Source organism: Marinobacter flavimaris (assembly GCF_002933295.1).
In the GTDB taxonomy this organism is placed as follows: domain Bacteria; phylum Pseudomonadota; class Gammaproteobacteria; order Pseudomonadales; family Oleiphilaceae; genus Marinobacter; species Marinobacter flavimaris.
Map to the genome: position 1 here is coordinate 154981 of NZ_PSSW01000009.1, position 24340 is coordinate 179320.

The window sequence follows — 24340 nt, forward strand, 5'->3', positions numbered from 1 at the left end:
GCATGATCGGTATTCTCGGTGCAGGCTCTCTGGGCAGGCTCTGGGGCGCAATGCTACCCAACGGTTGCGTTGCCTTCGTGGCCAGACCGGGCGAGACCACCGACTCAAGCCTCGATTACCGTTTCCGGCCCTTTGAGGGGCCGGAATCCTCCATACAGATTCCCTTCCTCAGGACCGGCGACACGCCGGACCTGATGCTGGTGACAACCAAGGCCGGTGATACCCTGGGCGCTGTAGCAGGCGTGATCGACCAATTACCCGTTGATATCCCCATCCTGCTTTTCCAGAACGGACTGGGCAGCCAGCAAGCTGTCGCCGAGCGGTGGCCGGAGCGCCCGATCCTGGCCGCCAGCACCACCGAGGGCGCAAATCGACCTGAACCGGGGCTTCTCGTCCATGCCGGTACCGGCGATACCTGGGTGGGTCCGCTGACGGACCAGGCCAGATTCTCGGTGGACCGCGCGGTCGCCATGCTGGAAGACTCCGGCCTGGCCATTCATCGGGAGCCGGCCATCCTCCAGCGACTCTGGCAGAAACTGATCATCAATGCGGGCATCAATCCCTACACCGCGATCCTGAACTGCCCCAATGGCGACATCCTGTCTGCAGGGCTATATCAGGACACCATCGAGGAACTTTGCCGGGAATTGTCAGAGCTGATGAGCGCCGCCGTCCAGATTACGGAAACACCGGATTCCCTGCGCCAACGCATTGAACAGGTCGCTCAAAACACCGCCGGCAACACATCGTCGATGCGTGCCGATGTTCTCCGGAAACGCCAAACCGAGATAGACTTTATCAACGGGTATCTGGCAAAACTCGGAAAAGAACTCGGTATCGACACGCCGGTGAACCAAATGCTGACCGAACGGGTACAACAACTGTCGTCACATTAACAGGAGCAGACTGATGGGCAACCGCCTTTCCAAGATTTACACCCGCACCGGAGACGATGGCTCCACGGGCCTGGCCGATGGCAACCGGATTGCCAAGAATGCCCAGCGAGTTGAAGCCATGGGCACCGCTGATGAACTCAACTGCCATATCGGGTTGCTAATCGAAACCCTGAACAGCGACGACGAACTGGTGGAGAGCCTGCGCCGCATTCAGCACCATCTGTTTGACCTGGGGGGCGAATTTGCCATCCCCGGCAGCCGTGTCATCGGTGACGAGCACATCGAATGGCTGGAAGGCACCCTGGACCGGCACAACGAAGGCCTGCCACCGCTGAAGAATTTTGTCCTGCCCGGCGGCAGCCCCGGCGCCGCCCAATGTCACCTTGCCCGGGCGGTCTGCCGTCGTGCAGAGCGGGTTGTCGTCGCCCTCGGCCATGAGGACTCCATCAATACCGCTTCCCGACACTACCTGAACCGTCTCTCGGATCTGTTGTTTGTCATCGCCCGCGTACTCGCCCGGCGCGAGGGTGGCGAAGAGATTCTCTGGGAACAAAAAAAATCCGGCCTCTAAGGGCCGGATTTTTTATGCGCCTGATCGCGCGCAAAGGTCCGCTGGTCAGACCTTGAACGCTTCCACCAGACGCTGAAGCGACGCTGTCAGTTGCGACATTTCTCTGGAAGAACCCAGGGTTTCTTCAGCATTGGCGGCTGTTTTATGGCCCAGCTCGCCAATCTGCTCAACGTTCGAGTTCACGTTTTTCGCGACGGCAGACTGCTCTTCGGCGGCCTGGGCGATCTGGTGACTCATATCCACGATCACGGAGATGCCCTTGGCGATTCTGTCCAGGGCTTCTGTCACCTCTCCAGACTTCTGCACCGTTGCCTCGGTCACGTCCCGGCTGTTGGTCATGGCCGACACCGCGTCTTTGACTCCGCTCTGGAGACGGGAAATCATGCCTTCGATTTCTTCCGTCGATTTGTGCGTGCGCTGTGACAGCGAGCGAACCTCATCGGCAACCACCGCGAATCCTCGCCCCTGCTCCCCGGCTCGGGCCGCCTCGATCGCGGCGTTCAGGGCGAGCAGGTTGGTCTGCTCGGCGATGGCCTTGATCTCGACCAGCACCTGACTGATGTTGTCACTGTCCTTGCTGACCCGGTTGATCACTTCCACCGCACCTGAGATTTCACCTGCCAGCTTGTTGATGGTTTCAACCGTGTCGGCCACCACGCCCCGGCCGGTTTCTGTGTCCTGTTCGGCATTGCTCGCGCTGTCCGCAACCCGGTGCGCGCTTTCGGTGACTTCATGAACCGCCTCAACCATCTGGTTCATGGCTTCATTGATCTGGCCGCTTTCTTCCATCTGACGCGCAACCGCTTCGCTGTTGGCCGCAGCGGTGTCATTGACCCGGGTGGCCTGCTGGTCTACGTCCGCCGTCGTCCGGCTGACAGAGCGGATCAGCTCGGCAATGCGGTCGGTCATGTTATTGAATTCCGTCGTCAACTCGCCCAGCTCATCGCGGTTGCGCAAACTGATGTGCGTGGTCATGTCGCCGGCGGCAACGTTCCGCGCGGCTTCGCTGAAGCGGTTGATGGCAGTACGTACGGACATGAAGAAGCCGATGTAGAGATAGACAACCACAAGCAGCACGGCGATAAGGGCAACCACGATCAGGCGACGCTGGTTGATCTCACTCTCGAGCCGTGCGCGAAGGTTCGAGTCGACCACGCTGAAGGCAGCCGTCTTGACGTCGTCGTAGTGGGCCAACTGCCCGGACATCAGATCGTCGTATTCGGTCCAGGGCATTTCCAGACGCATGGGCGTTATCACGTTCAGATCCAGATGATCCCGAACCACCATCAAACTCTCGTCAACCCGTTGAATGGCTTTGCCTGCCTGATTGGCGAGGGCCGGCGATGCTTCAGAAGCAAGAGCCAAGGCCGGTGAAAGCAAGGAGGTGCGATTGGTCAACTGGTCATAGATTTCGTTCAGGGTTTCGCTCAGGGCGTAACCTACCTGCCCCTCGACCAGTGCGAAGATTCCGTAGGATTTTGCCCGACCGATCACGGTGCGTGCAGCCGGGAGAGAGTCCTGGACCAGGCCCAGAATCAACTGGTTTTCTCTTGAGGCCCCCTGCCCCAAACCAGAGATTTCAATGGTGGCCGAAAGCAGCGCCTGTGCCTTCTGGACGAATTCCTGATAATACTTGAACTGAGGATCGAAGCTGCCCTGGTAATTGTCATCGGCCCGCAATGCTTCCCACTCCTGGCGAAGGCCTTCAACCTGATCGGCCCAGGAGCCAGTCGTATCAAACGAGCGCTCTTCTGCGGTCAGAGCCGCCAGCAGGCTGTCAATCTCAGTGGCCGCTTCTTCGGAAACTGCGGTAATGGCACTCTCATCCTTGATGATCGCCGGTGAGCGATAGTCTCGATAATCCATCGCCGCATCCACCAGCCGATCCACTTGCTGGAGTTGCTCCAGCCCCTCGACACCCCGGGTCATGGTCTGAACCGAGCGATTCAGCTCGGAAATGGCAAGCCAGGACAGCCCGCCAATTGGTAAAAGGAACAGAATGCTGATGAGACTGAACTTGTAGACCATCGGCAGCCGGTTCATCAGGGCAATGGCAGGATTAATGAGTTGCTTCACAGGGACCCTCGTGCTGGCAAATAACCACTGAACGTTAATTCTTTTCTTCTATTGTCGCCTAAAGTCTTAAAAACTTAAGCTTTATTTGTTGTTAAACTGCAATGTTTTATAAAATCCGGGCTAAACGACGCCGGAAATAACCAGCAGGGCGAGTATGCATATCCATACCAGCATGCTTCTGTTCAGCAGATCCCTTACCGCTCGCAGACTCCTTCCCCCAAACGCTGTCCACTCATCCGGGTGAATCCGGGAAAACCTCGCTGGATCCAGTGCATACCCGGTTAACGACCCGTTGGCCGAAATCATGAGTACCTCGCCCGCTTTTTTGGAGATTCCGGTCAGAGTCTGGCGAGTTTCACGCAGCCAGCCGGCCAGATCTCCGGCAATTCCGAACGTTAACGACAAAAGCCTGGCAGGAATCCAGCCGGCAAGGTCGGACATTTTTGCAAACCTGGGCCTGGCCGGCGCCTGCGGCCATTGCTCGGCGAGCGCTACCAGCCCACGCGCCAGGACCGCGAGACCGATACCGCCAACCACATACCAGAAAGCCACCAGAAAAAAGCGCTGGAACACCGAAACCATCAGTGCCTTGGACAGGGAGAGGTGCATGGCCTCGGGAGACACTGCGGCTCCCCGTTCATCGGCCGGAAGAAGGTCTTTCACATGATGCCAGGCCGACTGCATGTCTCCCCGATGCCACGCCTCCGCATAGGCCCGCAGTACCTGTCGCCAGCCCGGCGTTCCCATAAGGACGACCAGCACCAGGAACTCCAGCGGGTAAGCCGCCATTCTCCAGCCAGAAGACACCAGCAGGTATTCCGCAAGCCCCAGTATCAGGGCCGGCAACAGGACCAGTGCCAGCCCGGTTGCTATCCCCGATTCATGGCCGGCCCTGACCCGGCTGCCGTAGCGGAACCAACGGCGCCAGACCTCATCGCCAGACAGCATGTCCAGGGAATCCAGACGCCTGCGCACCATGTAGGCCAGAAGAAACACAACAAATACCATTCAGACGTTCCTCCCCGATCCTCGGACTATTTCCAGGGCTGACCGGAAATACCGCCAGTCAAAAGCCGGGCCGGGATCGCTCTTCCTGCCGGGCGCAATGTCGCAGTGCCCGGTAATCCGATTGGCCGTGATATCTGGCCAGGCCGTCATAATCAGGTCCGCCACTTTCGCCAGCATGCGATATTGCTCGGTGGTGTAAGGGGTGTCGTCGGTCCCTTCCAGCTCAATCCCGATGGAAAAATCATTGCATTCCTCCTGCCCTTCAAAACACGATCGGCCGGCATGCCAGGCCCGATCAAGCAGGCTGACAAACTGCACCAGCGCGCCATCGCGGCGAATCAGCAGGTGCGCAGACACCTGGACGCCCTCGATAGTCTTGAAGTAGGGGTGCGCAGAATGGTCGAGTTGGTTGCAGAAGAAGTCTTCTATTTCGCGGCCACCAAACTGGCCCGGAGGCAGGCTGATATTGTGGACGACCAGAAGAGAGATGCCCGCTCCATCCGGACGAGGCCCGAAATTCGGCGAAGGGGTCCAGCGGGCGAAGGAAATCCGCCCGGTTTCGCGAAGCGAATTTCCATCGGTACCGGAGGCGGAAGGGCGTTCGGAAAAAACGTCTGAATCGGGCAAAGTAATTCCAAAAGTTTCAGAGCATTACAGCCTCTGATTGAATCACAAAGTTGCCACGGTTGCTACGAATCAGTCCTTGCGGCTGCTGCGCAGGTTGTCGATGATCGACTCCAGTGCCCGGTCGAAGATCAGACCATCATCCAGCATGCTGATTTTCCCGGATTCCATGTCGGCGGCCAGCTCCTGACGCAGATACTCTGCCACCTTCGCGCCACTGCGATTCACAAAGATATATTTGCCAGTAGCCTTGATAAAGGCCGCAAGCTTACAGCGCACCCGGGTTTCGTCGCGGGTAAGTTCAATCCAGGAACCCACACGCAGGCTTTCGGCCTTTGACAGCCACTCTGGAGATACTGAAGCAGTCTGCGTTTCAGCGTCCGCCCGGGAGGCAGCCTCGCTGACCACAGAAACAGGCACTTCAGGCTCGGCCGGCGCGGGCGTTGCTTTGACAGCGTCTTCGGCCGCAGGCTCAGGGGGCTCGACGGGCTGCTCAGCAGCGGGTTCCGGAACGAGCAGATCCTCGGGTTCCGAAGGTGATTCCGGCCTGGACGGAGCCGTCACCAATCGCTGGAAAACGTCCACATGGGCAAGTTCAAGGTCGCGAATGGCCGCATCGGTGGCAAACGGGTCCCAGGAAATATCCTGCAGTGCCTTGCGAAGGTCGTCCACAATGGCCGGTATTGCCCTCAGCAGATCTGACCTGGTGGTATCAGTGACCGGGCGCGGATCCACACTCCAGACCAACTGCTCGGTCAGGTTCCGGGCGTGCTGCCACCGGTCGCTTTCCTCGCCCTCCCGGAGGACAACCCATTGCAGGTACCGGGTCCAGGCTTCGCTCAGGAGGCCGGCAACCGGTTCGGGTACGTCCCGCTGCTCTGTCAGCTCCTTAACCAGGCCTTCCGCCGCCTGGGACGCCCGCTCCTGTCGAGCCCGCCCTTCTTCAGCATCCCGAAGACGTTGCTCGACGAGCTCACGACGTCGGCGATCGAGATCCATGAAGTGGCTGAAATCTTTCAACAACTCCTCAAACAGAGAGACGTTGGTAGTGAACTCTGTCAGAACCCGATCTACCACCGATTCGATTTTGTCCCGAAGCGGGTCTCTTTGCCCGGCCTTCTTCTCGGTCCAGCCAATGGCCGAGAGTGCCAGCTCGTTAAGCAGTTTTCGAACCGGGTGACCGCCCCGGTTGAAAAAGTTCTTGTCACTAAGCGCCACTTTCAGCACCGGAATCTGCAGGCGCCCGATCAATGCTTTCATCACCGGATGCAGTTGGCGATCTTCCAGAATAAAGTCGAACAGCATGGAAACCAGATTGATCACGTCACTGTCGACCTGCCCAACGCTCAGACTGTTGCCGTCGCCGGAACGCAGGATGGGTTGAAGCTGCTCGTTCAGAGGTACAACGGTACCTTCACCCCATTGCCTGCTACTCGACTGCGCTTCAGTCAAACGGGCCATGAGCCTGTCGGTATCAATGTAGCTTTCGCCGACCGGGGATCCGCCAGTGACAGCATTGGACTCACCGCGATGCAACAGCGCGCTGAGCTCCGAGAAAGTGGCCTGTGATTGAGACATACCCTGACTCTCGCTGGCAGAATCCGCCTGACCGCTGGCACTGGTCGGCACTGAACTCTCTCCTGACCCACGTTGACCGGAGCGGGAGGGCACCTTGCCGGTGGGCGGTCGTTTCATGTCAGGCATTACGCCTTCACTGATCAAGGTGCGATTGGCTTGTTTGTAGAAATCACCGAGGGTATCGGCAAGCAGGCGATCAAACAGCTTCAAAACCACCAGCTTGGCCCGGATATCAATGTCGAGGTCTGTACAGGCCTCGGCAACACCGCCACAGATGACCTCAGGGCTCAGCGGCATTTGCGCGTCCTTCAGCTCGATGCCCGGCACCAGATGCCCAACCCGGACAGTAAGCAGACGAATCTGCTCGGTATAACGGTTCCGGAGTTTATTTATAAGGTTGTCGACTGCCACCTGCTGCTCAAGCTGGGAATGGTCAACGAGGCTGAGAGAGTCCTCGTCAACCTCATCCAGGGTCCTGGCGCCCTGTTGGGGCTGGAACCTGCCGATTTCATTGAAAGCCTGGCTGACGTACTGGAGGATCGAGACCACCATGGCTTTGCGACGAAGCCTGAGCTCCCGCATGGCATCAAAGTAGGCGGTCTGGTCGAGGTTGGAGCCGGCTCTGTCGGCGAGTTCAAACAGGGCATCATCGGCACGATCGAAAAAACTGGCAAGAACGGACTTGAGGGACTGACCCGATGCGTCACGAAGGCGCACGAGGGACGCAGGCAAAGAAAACCGGGCGGGCGGTTTCCGGCCTGAAAAGCTGACAACCTTGTTATCGTGCACCATCTCGCTGCTCCGCCTTGTATTGCAAAATTGCCTGTTTATTTCTCCACTTCACATGATACGAGCTGCCCACGTCAGGTTGTGTCAGAATTTGTCACCTTTTGTGTAGACCTGACGTGCATCACAGTTTAGCAGCCCTGCCCCAAGAGTTTGGCGATTCACCGGCGGCGCTTTAGAATTGGCAGCCTGAAACGCCGACAACCCACTGCACCGGACTTTTTGCCCTATGATTGCCCCTGAACTCCTCCGCCAGGCCAGAATTGAAAACGTTGCCCAGAGTCTGCGGGAGGACATCGGCGATGGCGACATCACGGCCAGACTGATACCCGCCGACAAACAGGCAACAGGGCGGGTAATTACGCGGGAAACCGCCACCGTCGCGGGCAGGGAGTGGGTGGACGAGGTTTTCCGACAGGTGGATCCGGCCGTTGAGCTCGACTGGCAGGTTGCCGATGGCGAGACCGTGTCGCCGGATCAGGTGTTGTTTACCATGCAGGGTTCGGCACGAAGCCTGCTAAGCTCCGAACGCGCGGCTCTGAACTGGCTCCAGTCCCTGTCTGGCGTTGCGACCGCCTGCGCAGGCTATGCCGCCCGGGTTGCACACACCGGTGTTCGACTGCTGGATACCCGTAAAACCCTGCCCGGTCTACGCCTGGCCCAGAAATACGCTGTAACCTGTGGCGGCTGCTTCAATCATCGGATCGGGCTGTGGGATGCTTTCCTGATCAAGGAAAATCACATTGCCGCCTGCGGCTCGATTGCCCAGGCCATTGAAGCCGCCCACCGGATTGCGCCGGGCAAACCGGTGGAGGTGGAAACCGAGAACCTTGACGAGCTGGAACAAGCCCTTCGAGCGGGTGCAGACATCATCATGCTGGACGAGTTCTCACTTGAAGACATGCGGACCGCGGTCGATACCACTGGTGGCAAAGCAAAGCTGGAGGCATCCGGGGGAATCAATGCCGACACCCTGGTGCCGATCGCCGAAACCGGCGTGGACTTCATCTCGATTGGCGCGCTGACCAAGGATTTAAAGGCTGTCGACCTGTCAATGAGACTGGACTGATCACTCCCCGCTTAGCAGGCGATCGATCACCTCCAGCTCCCGAACCAGCCTGCTACCGGACTCCGGTCGCCCCCGGAAATGCTCTTCGGCCATCGGCGCTATGCCGGAGGCCGAGGGCAACGGGTGGTCGTTTTCGATAATGATCTTCATTCTTTCCACAAAAACAAATTGCAGCCACTGGGTAAATTCCAGCGTATCGATGCAAAAGGGCTGCGCACTCTGGAACGCCTGGTCCGGTGGCGGCTCTGACTCCCAGAGCCCCAGCTGCCGCAACTCCATCTCAATGTTCAGAAGGCAGTCCGCAACCTGCCCGACCGGGTTACCGGATTCGGTCATATCAGTCTCGCTTCAATCGTTAAGCGGCTCGAGCTCCACGGTTTCGCCATGCAGAACCCGGAACAGGTCCTCGTACTGGCGCGTCAGCGGGTGCTTGGGTGCCATGTGAATCAGGGGCTGTCGGCTCTGGTGGGACTCTTTCATCTTCACGGAACTCGAGAGACGCACAGGCAGAACCGGCAAGCCCTCCTCGGTAAGCTCCCTGACCAGCTGCTTGGGCAGGCTGGCCCGCGGCTGGAACTGGTTGGCAACAATCCCTTCGACAACAAGATCCTCGTTGTGGTCTTCCTGCAGATCACGAATCTCGTTGAGGATGTTGTACAGCGCCTGACGGGAAAAATCGTCACAGTCGAAGGGTATCAAGCAGCGCTGGGCTGCAATCAGGGCAGACCGGGTATAGAAATTGAGCGCCGGCGCGGTATCGATGTAGATCGCATCGAAGGATTCACCCAGTTTTTTCAGGGCTTCCCTCAGCTTGTATATCTTGTGCTTGGCCTCCAGCTTGCGCTCGAGAAAATCCAGCTCCGGGCTGGAGGGCATCACAAACAGGTTCTTGAACGGTGAGGCATGGACAAATTCGTCCGGACGGCGATTGAACACGGTAAAGGCCACCGTCTGCTCCAGCATATCCGCCACGGTGTCCTTCAGCTCGCTGGCAGGCTTGCCCAGCAGATAATGGGTGGAGTTTCCCTGCGGATCAAGATCCACGACCAGGGTTCGCTTTCCACGAGCGGCGCTGATAGCTGCGAGATTGCACGTGATACTGGACTTGCCGACACCGCCTTTCTGGTTGAATACCACCCGTCTCATTTTGCCTCTCCCTTGATGAATCCGTTATCGATTTCTGCCCTGCCATGAACCCATTCCAACTCACCACCCCATCACTGTCTTCACAAACGGGATAGTAAGCCGTCGCTGTGCCTGAAGGGAATTTTCATCCAGTATATCCAGAATCCCCAGCAAATCACCGAGCCTTCGGGGCGCCCGGCGCATTATATAGCTGGCCACATCATCCGCCATCACCAGGCCACGTTTCTCGGCACGGGCTCTGAGAATGGTCAGGCGATCCTCATCCCGGTAAATACCCAACTGGATGATCAGCCCGTGACTGAATCTGGAGACCAGATCCGGCAACTCAAAGGCCAAACTGGCCGGCAAATCGGCCAGACTCACCAGCAAAAGGCCGCCTCGATCGAGAATCCGGTTATAGAGATGAAAAATGGCCTCTTCCCACACCCGCTGGCCTGCGATGCGGTCGACATCGTCAAGACAGACGATCTCATGGGTCTCAAGCCCCGACAAGGCATCGGGACCAAAAGGCTCTAGCTCTGCGATGCTGATACACACCGCTGCCCTGCCCTGCTTTTCGCCCAGGTGGCACACTGCCTGTAGAAGATGGCTCTTGCCGGTATCGGCATCACCGCACAGAACAACGACAGGCATATCATCAGGTTGCTGACAAACGCTTTCAAGACGCTGGGCTGCGCTCGTGTTCCGGTCGCCATGGAAATTGTCGAATCGGGCGTCGTCACGCAGCTTGACCCCGAGCACCAACTGGGATGCGGTCATGGCCGGGTAGCCCTCCAGGCCCGCAAGCCCCACACCAGCAGGTAATGCCCCCCGCTGAACACGGTGGAAACAGCCACCAGGATAATGCCGGCATCCACCACCCAGGGCTGCATCGGCAGGTCCGCCAGAAGCACGATGATGGCCAGGGCTACAAGAATCTGGATAAACGTATTGATCTTGCCGGGAATGCTGGGCTCCATATCGTATCGACCAACCTTATAGTGGTAGGCCAGAGCGCCGACCACAATCAGCAGGTCACGCCCCAACACCAGCAGAAACAGCCACACGGGCAGAACAGCGGTGAGAGTAAGCATCAGGTACGCGGTGATCAACAAGGCCTTGTCGGCGAGAGGATCTGCAATTGCACCAAGCCTGGAACGCCAATTGAAATGGCGGGCAAGGAAGCCGTCAACCGCGTCTGTGCCGGCGGCCAGAAAGAATATCAGCAACGCTCGGCGATAATCTCCGATCAGTAACGCTCCCGCGAAGGGAGCGATCAGAAGAATGCGCAGGAACGTCAGGGCATTGGGAATCCAGCGCCAGCGGTGCAAATTCAAAAGACTCCCTCCGGTTACAGCTTATTCGCCGCCATCGCTCCCGATGACAGAAGACGGTTGCCAACGATAATACAGAACCTGGTACAGGGATTCGAACGCCTCCCTGGCATCTTCCTCATCGACGGGCACCGGCTGATAGGTAAACAGGGCAGTCTCTTCAGACGCCTCCGCAGAGGTTTGCTGATCCGGGCCAGCCGGCTGCGATACCTCGCTCTCGAGCGCCTCTTGCGGGTTCGGCCCAGACGAAGCCACCTGGTCCTCTGCTGTGCGGGCGGTAACCGGAGGTTCTGCCGGAACGTCGGCCTCCATTGGAACGAAGCGCGGATCCAGGGCGATGTACTCCCGCAGCTGGTCCAGCTCACCGGAGAAAGCCACCCGCAGGGTCAGTTGCTCGTCCCGTACCCGATGGGCACCAACGCTAACCACGGGGGTCAGTCCTTCCAGCACCTTATTGGCGCCGGCATAGTCTTCAAGCGACGTGACGCCACGCAGCACAATGTCCACCTGGGGCGAATCGCCCACTTCCGATGCAGCAACCGCGTATCGGCTGGCGTAGAGCTCCGCCCAACGGTTTATCGTCGCCTCCGCCAGCGCTTCCGGGGTATCGGCGGTTACCGACTCTTCCCCGGCATTCATGGCCATACCATCGAAGACCCAGCCGGCACGCCATTGCCCGCCAGCACGGCTGACCCGCACCAGAGCGAGCACATCATGGTCCAGATTCCCGGATGCAGACTTCACCCGACCAATAAACTGCCCCCAGATATCCGAGAGCAATTCGCGGTCAGAGCTGAAATCTGACGGGGGCAGCGCCACGGGCAAGCCACGCTTTCTGGCCGCCTCATCGAACGCAGCCCTCCAGGCTCCTGCGTCTTCCTGACCAGAGCCGGCCCCGGGCCGTGTTACGAGTGTTCTCGAGCCACGATCCTCGGCAGCAATCCAGGCCAGCGTGAGCGGTCTGTTGGCACCCCACACCGGCGCATCAATTGCAGCCAGCGCGCGATTCACGCCAACCGCTCCGAAGGACATGCTCAGAACACTCTGGCCGGACTCGCCACGGGCAACCTGATAGGAAAGCAGTAACGACTCGGCATCGGACAGCAGGGCTTCAACGCCCTCCATCGCCAGTACGTCTCGGGTACCGGAAACCCTTACCAGTACCTGGCTCAGCCCGTCTGCATATCCCTGGGCGAGTTGACCCGGCGAGGACCCTTCCACTGGCACCTTTGCCGAATAGAGACCGGAAACCGTCACGGCAGTCGCCTGGGCGGAAAACCCAGACAGCAGAACGGTGAACAACGCAACGACCCACGCCCCGGATACAGACCTGTGTGCCGGCTTTTGCCCTAATACTGACATGAAACACCCTGCAATTCGCATGAATGGCGCATAGGATACACCATGCCCCAGGGTGTGAGTAGCGGCCCCGGATTTCGGAAAAGCAATATACATTTGGAGCGCCACACCGCACCTGTTAAAATCCGCCGCCTGACCCACTGGCCAACGGTTAAGTACACCATGAGCGAACAGAAGCCCTCCCTGACCTACCGCGATGCTGGCGTAGATATTGATGCCGGCAATGAACTCGTCAGCCGAATCAAGGACACCGCCGCGCGCACCCGCCGCCCCGAGGTTCTTGGCGGTCTCGGCGGCTTCGGCGCCATGGTCTCCATCCCCGCCGGATATAACGAACCGGTTCTGGTTTCCGGCACCGACGGAGTGGGCACAAAGCTCAGACTGGCCATGCAACTGGACAAGCACGACAGCATCGGCATCGATCTGGTCGCCATGTGCGTGAACGATCTGGTTGTCGGTGGCGCTGAACCGCTTTTCTTCCTCGACTACTACGCGACCGGCAAGCTGAACGTAGACGTTGCCACTCAGGTGGTTGCCGGAATCGGCGAGGGCTGCGAGCAGGCTGGCTGTGCGCTGGTCGGCGGTGAAACCGCTGAAATGCCGGGCATGTACGAAGGCGACGACTACGATCTGGCTGGCTTCTGCGTAGGCGTTGCTGAACGCAGCGAGATTATTGACGGCGGCCGCGTCCAGGCCGGAGACGTGCTGATTGCCCTGGGCTCTTCCGGCCCTCACTCCAACGGCTACTCCCTGATCCGGAAAATTCTGGAAGTCAGCAACGCTGACCTCGAGCAGCCAATCGGCGATACCACCCTGGCCAACGCCTTGATGGCACCGACTCGAATCTACGTAAAGAATCTTCTGCAGCTGATTCGCGAAGTCGACGTTCGTGCCCTCTCCCACATCACTGGTGGTGGCCTGCCGGAAAATATTCCCAGGGTGCTGCCGAACGGCACGATCGCTGCCATCGATACAAACAGCTGGTCATTGCCCCCGGTATTCCAGTGGCTCAAGGACAACGGCGGCGTTGCCAGTGAAGAGATGTACCGCACTTTTAACTGTGGTCTCGGCATGATTGTCTGCGTGCCTGCCAACCAGAAGGAGCTGGCCCTGGATACCCTGAAAGCACTGGGCGAACATGCCTGGCAGGTAGGCCTGATCGAACGTGCCGATGACGAACAGGCAGATGCCTGCGTTCGCTACGCACCGGGGCTGCTGTCGGCATGAAGGCAGATCAGACCCCGTTACCAAAAATCCTGGTGCTCGCCTCCGGAAGCGGCACCAACCTCCAGGCACTGATTGACGCCAGCCGGGAGCGGGATTTTCCCGGTCAGATCATTGCCGTTGGCTGCAACCAGCCTGGCGCGTTTGCCCTTGAGCGCGCGGCCCAGGCCAATATCGAGACCTTTGTGGTAAACCACAAGAATTTCGAATCCCGGGATGAGTTTGATGCCTCCCTGATGGCGGAAATCCTCCGATACAATCCGGATCTGATTGTCCTGGCAGGCTTCATGCGTATTCTGACCACGGATTTTGTTCGGGCATTCCGGGGCAAGATGCTGAACATTCACCCGTCCCTGTTGCCGAAGTACACCGGGCTGAATACTCACCGTCGTGCACTGGAAGCGGGCGATACCGTACATGGCGTTTCCATCCACTTCGTTACCGAAGAGCTGGATGGTGGCCCCGTGATTGCCCAGGCAGAAGTGGCGATTGTTTCCGATGACACGCCAGAAAGCCTCGCGGAGAAGGTACAGGCCAAGGAACACATCCTCTACCCCATTGTTGTGCGCTGGTTCTGTGAGGGCCGGATTCAACTGGGTAGCGATTATGTGTTGTTCGACGGCGAACCCTTGAACGCTCCGATGCGCCTGCCGGACAACTGAGGCATCGCCTGAACGAATTGTCATCCCCGCATCCTGCCCGAGCAGCTACACTGTCGCCATTGATGACGGGAATTGTTCGGGTTTAACAAGATGCTTTCACGACGTCTCATCAGATTTGGTTGCGCCGCACTGCTGGCCTGTCTCGGCATTCTAGCCGGACCGGTCACACTGCATGCCGAGACCAAAGCGAACCTGACCCCCTTCGAGGCCAGCTATACCGCAGCCATGGAGAAGGGTCTCTCTCTCAATGGCACCGCAAAACGCACACTCTCCTCCCAGGGCAACGATGTCTGGCTGTACCGCACGGATGTCGACTCCTTCATTGTCAGCATCGATGAATCGCTGGTATTCCGCTGGGAGGACGGGCACGTCATACCCATGCGATACCGATACCGCTTATCCGGTTTCCTGATCAGCGACCGCAAGAACTCTATCGACTTCGACTGGTCCGCAGGCGTCGCAACCGGGGAATACAAGGGAAAGCCCTTCGAACTGGCGCTGGAAGAAGGCCTGCTGGATCCGCTGGGCTACCAGCTTCAGCTGCACCAGGACATCAAGAATGGCAAGCGGGAAATGACCTATCGGGTGCTCGACGGTAACTCTATCGACACCGATCGCTTCGCGGTGATCAATGGCGAGAATATGAGCACCGGCAACAAACAGAGCGCCACCCTGAAGGCGGAGAAGGTTCGCGAGGATTCCAAGCGCCAGACGCTGATGTGGTTCTCGCCGGAGCAGAATTTCCTGCTAGTCCGCCTCAGGCAGGTTGAGCCGGACGGCAGCACCTACGAATTGAAACTCAAGGAAGCAGAGTTCGAGCGCTAGACCTCACGCCCGGCCTCGCGCCACACGGCCTTGACCTCATCGGCAATGATCCGGAGGCCCTCGGCAACCCGGTCGTCGTCCTGGGAGTAGGTCACGCGCAGACACTCATGCCGGTGCCTCCAGCCATCTTCCGGTAATCCGGGAAAGAAATAGTGTCCGGAAACGACCAGAACCCCTCGGCTCTTCAACCGCTGATACAGCTCAAGGCTGGAGATCGGCAGATCCGGGAACCAGAGCCACAGGAACATGGCGCCCTCGGGCTTGTGCACATACCAGCGGCAGCTGTCCTCTCCCATGGCCTCCCGGAACGCGGATACCGCCCGTTCCATCTTCGCCTTGTAGAACGGGCAAACCACATCCCTGCTCAGGGACAATATTTCGCCGGAACGAACCAGAGGCTCGGCCAGCATGGCGCCAAAACTGCCCGTGGCCAGGTTCATAATGGCATTAATGCCTGACAACGCCTTGATCACCGGCTCGGCGGCAATCACGATTCCGGTCCGCGCTGCCGGCAAACCAAGCTTCGAGAGGCTCAGGCAGAGGATGATCTGGTCGTTCCAGGTGGGTGTTGCATCAACGAACAGCAAGCTCGGAAATGGTGTGCCATAAGCGCCATCGACGATCAGTGGTATGTCGTGTTGGCGGGCGAGCTCTTCAAGCCGGGCAAGCTCTTCGTCAGTAACGACGTTACCGGTCGGATTGGTGGGACGTGACACACAGATAGCGCCGGTCTCACCGGTAACCTCTACGGCATCAAAATCCACCCGGTATTTGAACTCGTGGGCGTCGGTGAACGAGATGTCCGGCTGCACCGCATGGAACAGGCCCGGTTCAATGCCAGCGTCAGCGTAGCCGATGTACTCGGGCGCAAGCGGCAAAAGAATATGCTTGCGGTTGCCGTCCCCGTAGTCTCCGCCAAACATGTTGAACAACATGAAGAAGGCCGCCTGGCTGCCGTTAGTCAGGGCGATATTCTCGGGTTTCAGGCCCCAGCCATATTCGCGGTTGAGCAGCTCGGCGAGCGAGGCAATAAACTGCTTTTCTCCCTGAGGCGGATCGTAGATGCCGACCAGACGGCGAACATCGCCCTCGTTACGACTCATATCCGCGAGAATTTCCTGTACTCTCTGCTGGATCTCGGGAATATGCCCGGGATTTCCCCCGCCCATCATGATCATGTCGTCGCCGGATGCCATGGCGTTACCCAGGTCATCCATGAGGGACGTGATACCGGCATCGGCGGTGAACTTGCGACCAAAAGCAGAGAGTTTCATGGGATAAAATCCATCTGACCTATTCTGAATACAACGGGTAATACCGAAAGTGTAGCTTGCTCGCTCCCCAACGTTTATTCGGTGAGCGAAATGCCAAGGTTACTGACGCCCTCGTTGGCTGCATCCTCCCGGAGACGGGCCACGAACTGATCGGTTGGCGTGCGTTGGCGCTTCAGCTCCAGGATCAGGTCCCGCTGGAAGGTTTTGTCTTCTTTCATCAACGGGTGATGATCAAGCAGACGGACGAGCTCGTCTTCCTCGAGGTCTTCCCCTTCGGACAGCTCAATAAAGTTCATCACGGTTCCGGTCGCCATCTGTGACGCATCGGTAGCGCGGTGTTTGGAGGGGTTCAGGCGGTTCAGCAGCGCCTGCTCCAGTAGCTGACAGAAGTCGAAGGCCGGGTAAACACCGTAGGCGTCGTAGGCGTCCACGTCCGGCGACAGGGTTTCCAGTTTGGCGAGCAACTGCGGGATCGCCGATTCGGAGACGTCTTTTTGGAGCAAGTCCCAGCCAAGATCGAGAAGCTGGCGCATTTTGGCACCGGTCTTCAGGCCCATGGCATCGGCAAACAGGGCGTAGTTCGGGAATGAGCGCTCAGCCAGAGCGAGCAGGAAGGCGCATTCGCGCCATCCCTGCAGTTGTGAAACGGCTTTCAGGAACTGGTTGGCGTTCATGTCCTGGGCAGGGTCACGCCGGTCTGGCCAAGATATTTGCCACCCCGGTCTTTGTAGCTGGTTTCACAGATCTCGTCGGATTCAAAGAAGAGCATCTGGGCGACGCCTTCGTTGGCGTAGATCTTCGCCGGCAGGTTGGTGGTGTTAGAGAATTCCAGCGTAACCTGGCCTTCCCATTCTGGTTCCAGCGGGGTGACGTTGACGATGATGCCGCAACGCGCATAGGTGGACTTGCCCAGGCAGATGGTCAGGACGCTTCGTGGAATGCGGAAGTATTCAACGGTGCGGGCCAGTGCAAAGGAGTTCGGCGGGATGATGCAGACGTCGCCGGTGTAGTTGACGAAGCTGTTTTCGTCGAAGTTCTTCGGGTCCACGGTGGCGGAGTGGACGTTGGTGAAGATTTTGAATTCGTTGCTGCAGCGTACGTCGTAGCCGTAGCTGGAGGTGCCGTAGGAGATCACGCGGCCTTTTTCGGTTTCACGAACCTGTCCGCTTTCGAACGGTTCGATCATGCCGTGTTGTTCGGACATCCGGCGAATCCACTTGTCGGATTTGATGCTCATTGGCGAAGTCTCGTATCCACTGGGAAAATTGGGGCGTAGTTTACCTTTTCCCTTGGGGTCTGTCGAAGGCTGTCGAGTCTTTACTTCTGGAGGCTGCGGCTGGGTGCTCGGACCTCAGAATTGGCGGGCTGCGCTCATAGGAGCAGCCTTCCAAAAACCGCTACGAGCACATCCATGTGCGCTTGGCGAAGGCCATCCATGGCCTTCGACATTTTTGGAAGGCTGCCCCTAAGACCGCGAACTAACATCGGAGTGAAACGCCGCAAACCTTGAGACGTTGTCAGTGCTCCGTCACTGAAACGCTTGAGATCGAACCGGAAAGGTTCCGCTCCCGAGTGGACAGTTCAGCCCCTACCCTTCTCGCGATATCGCGGTAACGGCGGGCCACTTCGGAGTCCGGTTCGGCGATTACCGAGGGGGTGCCGCCGTCGGTCTGTTCGCGGATGGTCATGTGCAGGGGCAGCTGGCCGAGGAGTGTGGTGTCGTATTCCTGGGCAATGCGCTCACCGCCGCCGTGGCCGAAGAGGGGCTCTTCGTGGCCGCAGTTGCTGCAGATATGGACGCTCATGTTTTCGACCACGCCAAGCACCGGGATATCGACTTTGCGGAACATTTCGATGCCTTTCTTGCCGTCCAGCAAGGCAATGTCCTGGGGTGTGGTGACGATGACGGCGCCGGTTACCGGGACTTTCTGGGCCAGGGTGAGCTGGATGTCTCCGGTGCCGGGGGGCATGTCGACGATGAGGTAGTCGAGTTCGTTCCAGAGGGTCTGCTGGAGCAGTTGCATCACGGCGCCGCTGACCATGGGGCCGCGCCAGACCATGGGGGTTTTCTCGGTAACGACAAAAGCCATGGAGTTGGCCTGGAGGCCGTGGGCGTCCATGGGGACGAAGTATTTGTTTTCGCGGGTGTCCGGGCGTTTGCCTTCGGGCACGCCGAGCATCATGCCGATGCTGGGGCCGTAGATGTCGGCGTCCAGGATGCCGACCCGTGCGCCTTCGGCCTGGAGTGCGAGGGCCAGGTTGACGGCAGTGGTGGATTTACCGACGCCACCCTTGCCCGACGCGACAGCGATGATGTTTTTCACGCCGGGTACTGCGGGCAGGTCTTTCTGGACTTTGTAGGAGTGGATTTTCTGGCCCACGTGGACGTCCACATTTTCGACACCGGCGACGTCTTCCAGAGCATTACCGACAAGCTGCTTGAGGGCACCTGCAATGCCTTTCGAGGGGTATGGCAGCTCGACCATGAGGGTGACGTTTCCGCGCTCGTCGGCGTTCAGGGATTTTACGGCACCCAGTTGGTAGAGGTCCTTGTTGAGGTAAGGATCACGGTACTCGCGAACCGCTGATTGCAGGGCCTGCTCAGAAATCTGTGTCATCGGGTTCTCCGGAATAAGCTCATGCTCGATTTTAAGCACGGAAACAGGTGATTCGGGTGAAAATTATCTGCTCGGAAGGTATCATCTGTGCCCGTTTCTGACCATATGGGGTCTTTACCTGGGGCAATCAATCAAGACAGCCACCAGTTCCCCGTTTTGTCTTTCCAACCCGTGTCAACATAAGGTTCGGACATCACCATGACGCAAGCGAGCAAACAACAGCGCGATATTCTGGTTACCAGCGCCCTGCCGTACGCCAACGGCCCTATTCATCTGGGGCACCTGCTGGAATACATTCAGACCGACATCTGGGTGCGTTATCAGAAGATGCGTGGCCAGAATTGTTACTACGTTTGCGCCGATGATGCCCATGGCACTGCCATCATGCTTCGTGCCGAGCGGGAAGGCATTACCTCCGAGCAGCTGATCGACCGGATCCGCGAGGAGCATCAGGAGGACTTCGCCGGGTTCCACATCCGGTTCGACAACTATTACACCACCCATTCCGAAGAGAACCGTTATTTCTCGGAATATATTTACCGTCAGCTCCAGGAAAACGGGCACATTGCCACGCGCAAGATTACCCAGTCCTACGACCCTGAAAAGAACATGTTCCTGGCGGACCGGTTCATCAAGGGCACCTGCCCCAAGTGCAAGACCGAGGACCAGTACGGGGATAACTGCGAGGCCTGTGGCGCAACCTACACGCCGGCCGAGCTGATCAATCCGCGCTCGGCGGTTTCCGGCGCCACACCGATCGAGAAAGAGTCCGAGCACTATTTCTTCAAGCTGCCGGATTTCCAGGACTTCCTCGCCAAGTGGACCCGCAGCGGCACGCTGCAACCCCAGGTGGCCAACAAGCTGGCTGAATGGCTGGACGCAGGCCTTCAGGAGTGGGACATCAGCCGTGATGCGCCCTACTTCGGTTTCGAGATTCCGGACGCGCCCGGCAAGTACTTCTACGTGTGGCTGGATGCGCCGATCGGCTACCTTGCCAGCTTCAAGAACCTTTGCAACCGGGAAGGCATCGATTTCGAGCACTTCTGGAAGGCCGATTCCACCGCCGAGGTCTACCACTTCATCGGCAAGGACATTATCAACTTCCACGCGCTGTTCTGGCCGTCCATGCTGCACGATGCGGGCTTCCGCACACCGACCGCAGTCTGGGCCCACGGCTTTGTCACCGTTAACGGGAAGAAAATGTCCAAGTCCCGCGGCACGTTCATCATGGCGCGCACTTACCTGGATCACCTGAATCCCGAATACCTGCGCTACTACTTCGCCGCCAAGCTGACCGGCAGCGTGGATGACATGGACCTGAACCTGGAAGACTTTGCTGCCCGGGTGAACTCGGATCTGGTGGGCAAGGTGGTAAACATTGCCAGCCGCAGTGCCGGTTTCATTACCAAGCGCTTCGACGGCCAGCTTGGCCAGGTCACCGAGCACGCCAAACTGAAAGAATTCATCGAGGCCGGCAAGGAAATCGAGGAATACTACGAGTCCCGCGAATTCGGCCGCGCGATGCGACGGATCATGGAGCTGGCAGACATTGCCAACCAGTACGTCAATGATGAGCAGCCGTGGGTGATCGCCAAGCAGGAAGGCCAGGACGAGAATCTTCAGGCCATCTGCACCAACGCCATCAACATGTTCCATCTTCTGATGACCTATCTGGCACCGGTGCTGCCGGAGACCGCCAAGGCCTCCGAGGCTTTCCTGAATGCATCGCTGGACTGGAACAATCGGAGCGAACGCCTGGAGAACCACGGCATCAACAAGTTCAAGCCTTTGATGAACCGCGTGGATATGGCCCAGATCGAGAAAATGCTGGATTCCTCCAAGGAGGAGTTGCCCGCAGCGACCGGAAAACCAGCACCCGCTGCCAATCTTGAACCCATCGCCGATGAAATAGAATTTGGCGATTTCGCGAAAGTGGATCTTCGGGTCGTTAAAATTGTCAAAGCAGAGCATGTGGAAGGTGCCGACAAGCTTCTTCGCCTCACCCTTGACATAGGGCATGGCGAGCGCAACGTGTTTGCTGGTATCAAGTCAGCCTACAAGCCGGAAGATCTCGAGGGACGCCTGACCGTCATGGTCGCCAACCTCAAGCCGCGGAAGATGAAGTTCGGAATGTCCGAGGGTATGGTTCTGGCGGCCGGCCCGGGAGGCAAGGACATCTTTATCCTGTCCCCGGATTCGGGCGCCACGCCCGGCATGCGGATTATGTAAGGGCGACCGGGCTGAGCGCTGACAGGTGCCAATGGAGCAAGGTAAATGACCGAATATCTGCTGATTCTGGTCAGCACCATTCTGGTGAACAATTTTGTACTGGTTCAGTTCCTGGGCCTGTGTCCCTTTATGGGCGTATCCGGAAAACTGGAAACGGCCATGGGGATGTCCCTGGCCACCACGTTCGTGCTGACCCTGGCTTCGGTGTGCAGTTACCTTGCCTATACCTACCTGCTCGAGCCGCTGGACCTCGCGTTCCTCAGAACCATCACCTTTATCCTGGTGATTGCCGTGGTGGTTCAGTTCACCGAGATGGTGGTGCGCAAAACCAGCCCGTTGCTTTACCGGGTATTGGGCATCTTCCTTCCGTTGATCACCACGAATTGCGCGGTGCTGGGCGTCGCCCTGCTTAACATTAACAAGAACAACAACTTCGTTGAGTCCGTGTTGTATGGATTTGGTGCAGCAGCGGGCTTCTCGATGGTTCTGGTGCTGTTCGCCGCCATGCGTGAGCGCATCGCCGTGTCCGATGTGCCGGTGGCCTTTCGCGGTGCTGCCATCGGGCTGGTGACAGCCGGGTTGATGGCTCTGGCTTTCCTGGGCTTTGGCGGCCTGGTCAGCGTTTGATCGGCCGGCGGGATTAGGAGTAACAGGTTATGTGGACAAGCGTTCTTGTTGCCGTTGTGGTGCTTCTGGCCCTGGCCGTTGTTTTCGGCGGCCTGCTCGGATTTGCGGCCGAACGGTTCAGGGTGGAGGGCAACCCGCTGGTGGATCAGATTGACGCCCTTCTTCCCCAGACCCAGTGTGGCCAGTGCGGCTATCCCGGTTGCCGGCCCTACGCCGAATCCATTGCCGAGGGGGGACCGATCAACAAATGCCCGCCGGGCGGCGAGTCTACCATCAAGGCACTGGCAGACCTGCTGGATGTGGAACCGGAACCCCTGGATGCCGAACACGGCGTTGAACAGGTCAAACGGGTTGCGGTGATTCGTGAGGACGAATGCATTGGTTGCACCAAGTGCATCCAGGCCTGCCCTGTGGACGCCATTCTTGGCGCCGCCAAGCACATGCACACGGTCATTGAGAGCGAATGCACCGGCTGCGATCTGTGTGTTGATCCCTGCCCGGTGGACTGCATCGACATGGTGACGGTGGAACCCGATATTCGTACCTGGACCTGGACACCGCCCAAATCCGGACTCATTGCCACCGATCGCCAGGGAGCCAGTGCCTGATGACTCAACTCTGGGATTTCTCCGGCGGCATCCATCCTCCGGAACACAAAGACATCTCAACCGCGCGTCCGATTCGCGATGCCGGCATGCCTGCCCAGTTGGTTCTGCCACTTCAGCAGCACATCGGTGATCCGGCTGAGGCCATTGTTGAGGTCGGCGAGCGGGTCTTGAAGGGCCAGAAAATTGCCGACGTTAAAACCGGCATGGGCGTTCCCGTTCATGCGCCGACATCCGGAGTGATCGAGAGCATCGCCGACTTCCCTGTTCCCCATCCTTCAGGTATGGCGGACCGGTGCATCACCCTGAAACCGGATGGCGAGGACCAATGGTGCCAGCGCAGTCCAGTGGCGGATTATCGTTCTCTTGAGCGCGACGAGGTTCTGCAAATCATCCGTGATGCCGGCATTTCCGGTATGGGTGGAGCCGGCTTTCCCACCAATATCAAACTCCGGCCACCAAGGGATCGCAAGGTCAGCACGCTCATTCTGAACGGCGCAGAATGCGAGCCCTATATCACCGCTGATGACATGACCATGCGGGAAAAGGCCGACGAGGTAGTTGCCGGGCTAAAAATCATGGCGTGGATTCTGCGCCCCGAGCGTTGCGTGATCGGTATTGAAGACAACAAACCGGAAGCCATTGCCGCGCTGCGAAAAGCCACCGAAGGCACCCAGACCGAAATTGCGGTTGTTCCGACCAAGTATCCCTCAGGTGGCGAGAAACAGCTGATCCAGATCCTGACCGGCATGGAAGTGCCCAGCGGCGGAATTCCCGCCGATATCGGCGTGATGTGCCAGAACATCGGAACCGCCGTTGCCGTAGCAAATGCGGTCCTGGAGGGTACGCCGCTGATTTCCCGAATCGTTACCATCACGGGGGAAGCCGTTCGGGAACCGGGCAACTTCGAAACGCTTATTGGCACACCGATTGAGCATCTGCTCGGGCAGGCTGGTGTTAACCAGGATGCGGTCAGCCGCCTGGTGCTTGGCGGCCCCATGATGGGTTACACACTCACGACCGAAGCGGTACCGGTCATCAAGACCACCAACTGCGTGATTGCGGCAACGGCAGCTGAACTGCCGGCACCACCACCGGAACAACCCTGCATCCGGTGTGGCCAGTGCGCCGAAGCCTGCCCCATGGAGCTGTTGCCGCAGCAACTTTTCTGGCACGCCAAGGCCACCGAATTTGAAAAGGCGGAGCACCTGAACCTGTTTGACTGCATAGAATGTGGCGCCTGTTCCTATGTTTGCCCGAGTTCGATTCCGCTGGTTCAGTACTATCGGTTCGCCAAGGGTGAAATCCGTGCCCAACAGGCAGAACAGTTGAAAGCCGACCGGGCCCGGGAACGCTTCGAGGCACGCCAGGCACGCCTCGAGCGCGAGCAACAGGAGAAAGAACTGAGGCGCAAGGAGCGGGCGCAGGCCGCAGCCGAAGCAGCCGCGAAAAAACAGGCAGAGGCGGAGAAAGCGGCCGCCGAAGGTCAGGCTGTTGACGAACGTGCCGCCAAGTCGGCGCTTGTGGAGCAGGCCCTGGCCCGTAAGAAAGCAAAGGCACAAGCGTCCCAGTCGCCTGCCCCCAGTGCACCGCCGACCGAGGAAAAGCCCGACATCGAGGCCCTTGAGAAGCAGCTGGAGCAGGCCAGGTCCAAGCTGGAAACCATGCAAGGCATGCTTGATGACGCCAAAGCCCAGCAGGCAGACAACGTCGAGAAGCTGGAGAGGGCCGTGGCCAAGAATCACGATCGGGTGCAAAGAGCGGAAGAGGCGCTGTCTGAGGCCAGAGAAAAGCTGGCCGCCGGTCCGACTGAATCCCAGACAACCCACTAAACGAGTTCAGGCAACACA

At 58.6% G+C, this 24340-nt stretch carries 23 protein-coding genes; 10 read left to right on the top strand and 13 right to left on the bottom strand.

Annotated elements, in window-relative coordinates; all coding sequences use genetic code 11:
• Positions 1 to 2 precede the first annotated feature (2 nt).
• Positions 3 to 896: a ketopantoate reductase family protein gene (locus MDHKLMBL_RS16040; RefSeq protein WP_104271425.1), complete on the top strand. Its 894-nt coding sequence runs from the start codon at positions 3 to 5 to the stop codon at positions 894 to 896.
• 13 nt (positions 897 to 909) lie between these two features.
• Positions 910 to 1467, top strand: a complete 558-nt coding sequence (locus tag MDHKLMBL_RS16045) for a cob(I)yrinic acid a,c-diamide adenosyltransferase (RefSeq protein WP_104271427.1) — start codon at positions 910 to 912, stop codon at positions 1465 to 1467.
• Between the two features lie 45 nt (positions 1468 to 1512).
• Here MDHKLMBL_RS16045 and MDHKLMBL_RS16050 read toward each other — a convergent pair whose 3' ends face one another.
• The 4 genes from MDHKLMBL_RS16050 to MDHKLMBL_RS16065 all read right to left on the bottom strand — a co-directional run bounded on the left by MDHKLMBL_RS16050 (position 1513) and on the right by MDHKLMBL_RS16065 (position 7545).
• Positions 1513 to 3543, bottom strand: coding sequence for a methyl-accepting chemotaxis protein (locus MDHKLMBL_RS16050; RefSeq protein WP_104271429.1), 2031 nt, complete (start codon positions 3541 to 3543; stop codon positions 1513 to 1515).
• 120 nt (positions 3544 to 3663) lie between these two features.
• Complete coding sequence (locus MDHKLMBL_RS16055) at positions 3664 to 4551, bottom strand: hypothetical protein (protein ID WP_008172824.1); 888 nt, start codon at positions 4549 to 4551, stop codon at positions 3664 to 3666.
• Positions 4552 to 5178, bottom strand: coding sequence for a 1,6-anhydro-N-acetylmuramyl-L-alanine amidase AmpD (gene ampD, locus MDHKLMBL_RS16060; protein ID WP_062784867.1), 627 nt, complete (start codon positions 5176 to 5178; stop codon positions 4552 to 4554).
• Between the two features lie 69 nt (positions 5179 to 5247).
• On the bottom strand, positions 5248 to 7545 hold the full coding sequence (locus MDHKLMBL_RS16065) for a DUF1631 domain-containing protein (protein ID WP_104271431.1): 2298 nt from the start codon (positions 7543 to 7545) through the stop codon (positions 5248 to 5250).
• Positions 7546 to 7768: 223 nt separating this feature from the next.
• Here MDHKLMBL_RS16065 and nadC point away from each other — a divergent pair, with 223 nt between their 5' ends.
• Positions 7769 to 8608 (top strand): carboxylating nicotinate-nucleotide diphosphorylase, encoded by an 840-nt coding sequence (gene nadC, locus MDHKLMBL_RS16070; protein WP_104271433.1) that lies wholly within the window; start codon positions 7769 to 7771, stop codon positions 8606 to 8608.
• On the opposite strand, the gene MDHKLMBL_RS16075 is transcribed toward nadC, so the two are convergent.
• Genes MDHKLMBL_RS16075 through MDHKLMBL_RS16095 form a run of 5 tightly spaced genes read right to left on the bottom strand, consistent with a single transcriptional unit; the run spans position 8609 to position 12369 of the window.
• Positions 8609 to 8944 carry a YqcC family protein gene (locus MDHKLMBL_RS16075; protein ID WP_104271435.1) on the bottom strand — a complete coding sequence of 112 codons (336 nt, stop codon included), beginning with the start codon at positions 8942 to 8944 and terminating at the stop codon, positions 8609 to 8611. It abuts the gene before it with no gap.
• Between the two features lie 12 nt (positions 8945 to 8956).
• A complete protein-coding gene (locus MDHKLMBL_RS16080; protein WP_008172831.1) occupies positions 8957 to 9754 on the bottom strand; it encodes a ParA family protein in 798 nt (265 codons plus the stop codon).
• 60 nt (positions 9755 to 9814) lie between these two features.
• Positions 9815 to 10513, bottom strand: coding sequence for a DnaA regulatory inactivator Hda (gene hda, locus MDHKLMBL_RS16085; RefSeq protein ID WP_104271437.1), 699 nt, complete (start codon positions 10511 to 10513; stop codon positions 9815 to 9817).
• Positions 10510 to 11070, bottom strand: a complete 561-nt coding sequence (locus tag MDHKLMBL_RS16090) for a CDP-alcohol phosphatidyltransferase family protein (protein WP_199185524.1) — start codon at positions 11068 to 11070, stop codon at positions 10510 to 10512. Before MDHKLMBL_RS16090 ends, hda begins: the two co-directional genes overlap by 4 nt.
• A 21-nt stretch (positions 11071 to 11091) precedes the next feature.
• Positions 11092 to 12369: a DUF2066 domain-containing protein gene (locus MDHKLMBL_RS16095; protein ID WP_104271439.1), complete on the bottom strand. Its 1278-nt coding sequence runs from the start codon at positions 12367 to 12369 to the stop codon at positions 11092 to 11094.
• Between the two features lie 219 nt (positions 12370 to 12588).
• Between MDHKLMBL_RS16095 and purM the strand changes: the two genes are divergently transcribed.
• The 3 genes from purM (at position 12589) to MDHKLMBL_RS16110 (ending at position 15137) form a co-directional block, all read left to right on the top strand.
• Entirely contained in the window at positions 12589 to 13653 is a 1065-nt protein-coding gene (purM, locus tag MDHKLMBL_RS16100; protein WP_041646167.1) for a phosphoribosylformylglycinamidine cyclo-ligase, read from the top strand.
• Positions 13650 to 14312, top strand: a complete 663-nt coding sequence (purN, locus tag MDHKLMBL_RS16105) for a phosphoribosylglycinamide formyltransferase (protein ID WP_014576731.1) — start codon at positions 13650 to 13652, stop codon at positions 14310 to 14312. The genes purM and purN overlap by 4 nt, the downstream gene beginning before the upstream one ends.
• 90 nt (positions 14313 to 14402) lie before the next feature.
• The gene (locus MDHKLMBL_RS16110) at positions 14403 to 15137 is read left to right on the top strand and encodes a DUF3108 domain-containing protein (RefSeq protein ID WP_104271441.1); all 735 of its coding nucleotides are present in this window, start codon (positions 14403 to 14405) and stop codon (positions 15135 to 15137) included.
• On the opposite strand, the gene MDHKLMBL_RS16115 is transcribed toward MDHKLMBL_RS16110, so the two are convergent.
• From MDHKLMBL_RS16115 to apbC, 4 genes are all read right to left on the bottom strand, one after another.
• Positions 15134 to 16411 (bottom strand): valine--pyruvate transaminase, encoded by a 1278-nt coding sequence (locus MDHKLMBL_RS16115; RefSeq protein ID WP_008172844.1) that lies wholly within the window; start codon positions 16409 to 16411, stop codon positions 15134 to 15136. The two genes, MDHKLMBL_RS16110 and MDHKLMBL_RS16115, sit on opposite strands and share 4 nt — an antisense overlap.
• Positions 16412 to 16485: 74 nt before the next feature.
• The gene (locus MDHKLMBL_RS16120) at positions 16486 to 17085 is read right to left on the bottom strand and encodes a YjaG family protein (protein ID WP_008172846.1); all 600 of its coding nucleotides are present in this window, start codon (positions 17083 to 17085) and stop codon (positions 16486 to 16488) included.
• Positions 17082 to 17648, bottom strand: coding sequence for a dCTP deaminase (dcd, locus tag MDHKLMBL_RS16125; RefSeq protein ID WP_008172848.1), 567 nt, complete (start codon positions 17646 to 17648; stop codon positions 17082 to 17084). Before dcd ends, MDHKLMBL_RS16120 begins: the two co-directional genes overlap by 4 nt.
• 280 nt (positions 17649 to 17928) lie before the next feature.
• A complete protein-coding gene (gene apbC, locus MDHKLMBL_RS16130; protein WP_053114915.1) occupies positions 17929 to 19029 on the bottom strand; it encodes an iron-sulfur cluster carrier protein ApbC in 1101 nt (366 codons plus the stop codon).
• Between the two features lie 198 nt (positions 19030 to 19227).
• Here apbC and metG point away from each other — a divergent pair, with 198 nt between their 5' ends.
• The 4 genes from metG to rsxC are packed head-to-tail and all read left to right on the top strand — an operon-like array spanning position 19228 to position 24322.
• A complete protein-coding gene (gene metG / locus MDHKLMBL_RS16135) occupies positions 19228 to 21258 on the top strand; it encodes a methionine--tRNA ligase (protein ID WP_104271443.1) in 2031 nt (676 codons plus the stop codon).
• 45 nt (positions 21259 to 21303) lie between these two features.
• Positions 21304 to 21885 (top strand): electron transport complex subunit RsxA, encoded by a 582-nt coding sequence (gene rsxA, locus MDHKLMBL_RS16140; RefSeq protein ID WP_014576726.1) that lies wholly within the window; start codon positions 21304 to 21306, stop codon positions 21883 to 21885.
• A gap of 29 nt (positions 21886 to 21914) precedes the next feature.
• Positions 21915 to 22493, top strand: coding sequence for an electron transport complex subunit RsxB (rsxB, locus tag MDHKLMBL_RS16145; RefSeq protein WP_088557582.1), 579 nt, complete (start codon positions 21915 to 21917; stop codon positions 22491 to 22493).
• Positions 22493 to 24322 carry an electron transport complex subunit RsxC gene (gene rsxC / locus MDHKLMBL_RS16150; protein ID WP_104271445.1) on the top strand — a complete coding sequence of 610 codons (1830 nt, stop codon included), beginning with the start codon at positions 22493 to 22495 and terminating at the stop codon, positions 24320 to 24322. The genes rsxB and rsxC overlap by 1 nt, the downstream gene beginning before the upstream one ends.
• Positions 24323 to 24340 lie beyond the last annotated feature (18 nt).